The organism is Bacillus sp. Xin1 (assembly GCF_013314535.1).
Lineage (GTDB): Bacteria > Bacillota > Bacilli > Bacillales > Bacillaceae_G > Bacillus_A.
Window position 1 is genome coordinate 1 of record NZ_JABUAE010000103.1, and the last position, 3,486, is coordinate 3,486.

General features: G+C 35.9%; 6 protein-coding genes and 1 pseudogene. All 7 read right to left on the minus strand.

From position 1 onward, the window contains the following. On the minus strand, nt 1-303 hold a 303-nt coding region (locus HRG09_RS27680), incomplete at its 3' end, for an ArdC family protein (RefSeq protein ID WP_254610196.1). Beyond that, entirely contained in the window at nt 296-577 is a 282-nt protein-coding gene (locus HRG09_RS27685; protein WP_174104011.1) for a hypothetical protein, read from the minus strand. The genes HRG09_RS27685 and HRG09_RS27680, both read right to left, overlap by 8 nt. Nucleotides 578-610: 33 nt before the next feature. Then, nucleotides 611-850, minus strand: a complete 240-nt coding sequence (locus HRG09_RS27690) for a hypothetical protein (protein ID WP_174104012.1) — start codon at nt 848-850, stop codon at nt 611-613. Between the two features lie 22 nt (nt 851-872). Continuing rightward, nucleotides 873-1,340: a hypothetical protein gene (locus HRG09_RS27695; protein WP_174104013.1), complete on the minus strand. Its 468-nt coding sequence runs from the start codon at nt 1,338-1,340 to the stop codon at nt 873-875. Continuing rightward, on the minus strand, nt 1,337-2,545 hold the full coding sequence (mobP2, locus tag HRG09_RS27700; protein ID WP_174104014.1) for a MobP2 family relaxase: 1,209 nt from the start codon (nt 2,543-2,545) through the stop codon (nt 1,337-1,339). Before mobP2 ends, HRG09_RS27695 begins: the two co-directional genes overlap by 4 nt. Next, a complete protein-coding gene (locus HRG09_RS27705) occupies nt 2,542-2,799 on the minus strand; it encodes a hypothetical protein (RefSeq protein ID WP_174104015.1) in 258 nt (85 codons plus the stop codon). The genes mobP2 and HRG09_RS27705 overlap by 4 nt, the downstream gene beginning before the upstream one ends. Nucleotides 2,800-3,046: 247 nt before the next feature. Further along, nucleotides 3,047-3,486: pseudogene (locus HRG09_RS27710) on the minus strand (hypothetical protein); the annotation flags it as partial.

Consider the following 3,486-nt stretch of genomic DNA (forward strand, 5'->3'; position numbering starts at 1 on the left):
AAATTTTGTTGTCGTCTGGTTCGGAACTAGAATCTGAATGCCTTTCTCACCTTTTTTAACGGAGAATCCTTTTTCTTTCCAAAAAGAAAAGGAACCCACGGCTCTGGATCCCTCAAATTGATTCTGTATTAATGCAATATTGGATGGTGAATAGCGATAAAACTTTGCCATAAATGACAAATACTCTTTTAAGTCTTCTGGTGAACGAAAATAACCTTCTATGCTCTTTTCCATCTTTTTTGTTAGTGCGATTACTTTTTGTTTTTTCTCTTCAAATGAAACAGGGGAACGCTTTTTACTCATTGTTTTCCGCTCCCTTTGAAGATGCTTCAATCAATTCATCCATCGTTTCTTCATTCCATGTTTCTAAATCAGTTGGAACACATATTTTCTTTGTTTTCATGTTGATGGGAATAAGTAAATCATTTTCTGGAAGCTCAATATAATCGAATAATTCTTGCTCTTCCTCTTCTGTTAATGAGATTGTAACTTCTTGATTTGCGACGTGAAAAGTAACTTCTCTTTCGCCAATAGATTTTATAATTCCTAGTTCAATATCTTCATGAAATAATAGCATTTTATCTTCTCCTCTTTTGTTAATTATTTATTTTCAATCCACGATTGTCTTCTTTTTCATAAACCATTTTGTTACTTTATGACTCCAAACAACACATACAACAGCAACAATAGAATAAGCGAGAGAGAGAGAGTACACTCCCATCTTATGACACATATATGCACCTAATACATTTGCATAACCAAACAGCAACCATATTCCCCCTGTAACATAGGGGGAAGTTTTGTTCGCAACTTTTGTTAATTGCTCAAACACTTTTTCTAACTTTCTCATTACATACCTCATCCTTTCTTTATCAATTCACCTCCTCCACTGGCACAAATACTTCTTGTTGTTGCCCCCTCGAAGCTTGATAATCTATCTTCTTTTGTCGTTTATGTGCAATTCTTTCCTCTACTACCTCCCTTATATGTTTTGTTGCTTCGGTTTCTGCAATATCAGTTGTACAAACCCCTTGATACTGTTCATGTTCATAAATACCATTCATAAACTCAATCAACATTTGCGTATTTTTGTCTGCACTATTCGTACCAAGTCGAATTTTTGTTAACTCTTCCTTTAATACTTCATGAAGGTGTTTTGTCACGACTTCTGTAATATATCGAAGCGACCATTCTTGTTGTTTCGCTTCTTTATGTTCTTTACAAATTCGAGCGATTGCGTCACCGTTATAACCATTTCGAATTTTATGTTCTTCCATATATGCTGTAATATATTGATCTGTTTCCTCATCGATAGAAAACACTCTCCTAATCTTTCTCATCGTTCATATCCCCTTTCATTTTGTTGTTGAATTTCTCTCTGAAGGCGTTCATAGTAACGTTGATTTTTCCAACTTTCATATTCACTTTTGAACGCCCCTTCCATTTTCCTAAGTGCATACTGCATCGAAACATTTTGTTGAAAGTTCTTTCGCTGACTGGGCTTTCGGTCTAACATTTTATCAATGCGTTGTCGTTCTTTATCGTATGCTTTCATCTCTTGTAAAAACGCATTTCCCATTCGCTTGTGAAGCTCTTCTATTTTATTTTCTTTATAATTTTCATATCGTTTCTTATCACCAGAACCTTCTCCATATGCTCTCTTTAATACATCTACTTCTTGATCTAACTTTTGAAGAAACTGTTTATAATCTTCCTTATGATGCTTCTCAATATATTTTTGCGTTAAGGCATCCAAATGAGGGCGTAAAGGACGCAATGTATTGTAGCTATATTGCCATTGCCTTTTGTCTTCTGGTAAACGCTGATAAATAAATTTAAACAATGGCTTTAGTTCTCGATTGCGCCATTTTAATGTAGAATTTTCTTTCTTTTTTGCCACCATGTTCTTGCGAATCAAATCGTTTATCTGTTTTTGTTCTTGCCCACGATCCATAATATTTTGAGCCACTTTCGCTTTCATCGCATCTAATGTCGTTTGTTTTCGCTTGCCACGGTCTCTCGTTGGAAATGGCTCCACTGTTGCGATATGAATATGGATGTTATCCGTATTATAATGAATCGCTCCCGACCAAACCGCTGTATGTTCTAACTTCTCTCTTTTCAACATTTCTTTCATTGCTAACCGAGTAACATCCATCAATTTTTTATCATCTACTGTACGTGTTTTCGGATCATATATGCCATGTTCTGCAAGCCATTGGTTATCAAACGTAATCACATCTTGCCACATGATACTCTTATTCTTTTGAGCAAGCTGAAACATCTTTTTAAGGTCTTTCTTTTCTTTTTTACTTAAACAGTTACTTTGCTCTGTAAAAAGAGCGGAGGTCTTCTCAGAATCCCCCATGTAATCTTGATATAGAGAAAACATTCTTTTGTGTGCTTGCCCTTCTTTTTTTGCTTCTTCTCTGTCGATATACTCTACATAATCTTGAAAACTTTCTCCATCCGCTGTAACAAACTTAGACACAGTCACTACGCCCGGTGTTACCTTTGTTTGTGTAGGACTTGTCACAGGACTCATAACTCATCATCCTGTGTCATGACTTCTAAAAAGGCATTCATCTTCTCGACCGCTTCAAAACATTTCTCCATTGCATAGATATTTTTTTCTAGCAACTGTTGAAGATACAATTCACGATTTTGTTGTTCACGATAAAACGCCAATGTCTCAAGTTGCCCTCGTAAGAATTTATCTCTTGAAAGCCCTTTTGTCTTTGCAATTTCATCAATGCGTTTCACGGCAACCGGGTTCATATTTCGAATTCTGACCTCCATTTTTGTTTCCTCCTCTAAATTTGGGATCTCCACTAAAAATAGTGAGAAGAGCATAAGGGGTTTTTGTTCCCACCTAGGGTGTGAAGCTAGGCAAAGCCTAGCGAAACCGTGGGAACAAGAAAGTAACTCAAGTGTTGAGGTGCTGTTGACTCAAAATCGCCTGATGTTGATATCCTGTAGACCCAAATGTTGAGTTACTGTTGACCCAAAATTCCTTAATGTTGAGATGCTGTCGACCCAACTTTTTTCATAAACGCTCTACATCTTTTGCCTTCTCATCTAATTTTTTAATCTTCTCTTTCACTTGTCCTTGCTCCCATTTATATAGTTCAACCTTCTCTTTTGACTGGCTAATATTCGTTTCTTTTGAGTTAATTTTTGCGTCGGTTTCCATTTTTTCCGTTTCAGTTTGGTACTTAGAATCGTTCTTCCATTCCGTGATTTGCTTTTGCCATTCTGTTTGCTTAGACGTTTCTTGTTTCATGGCTTCATCGTACTGTTTTACTTTTTCTTTTAAGATTTTTTGTTCCATACCGATAAATACTTTTGCATACGAACCTTTACTTTTTTGTGTAATGCCCTCTTCTATTTCTGTTTTCTTTTGATCGGAGAAGAATGATTTTAAGAATGTTTGCTTTTCATCTTCTTTTGAAGTTTCATTTTCTCCTTCAGCCTTTTGCTTTGTCT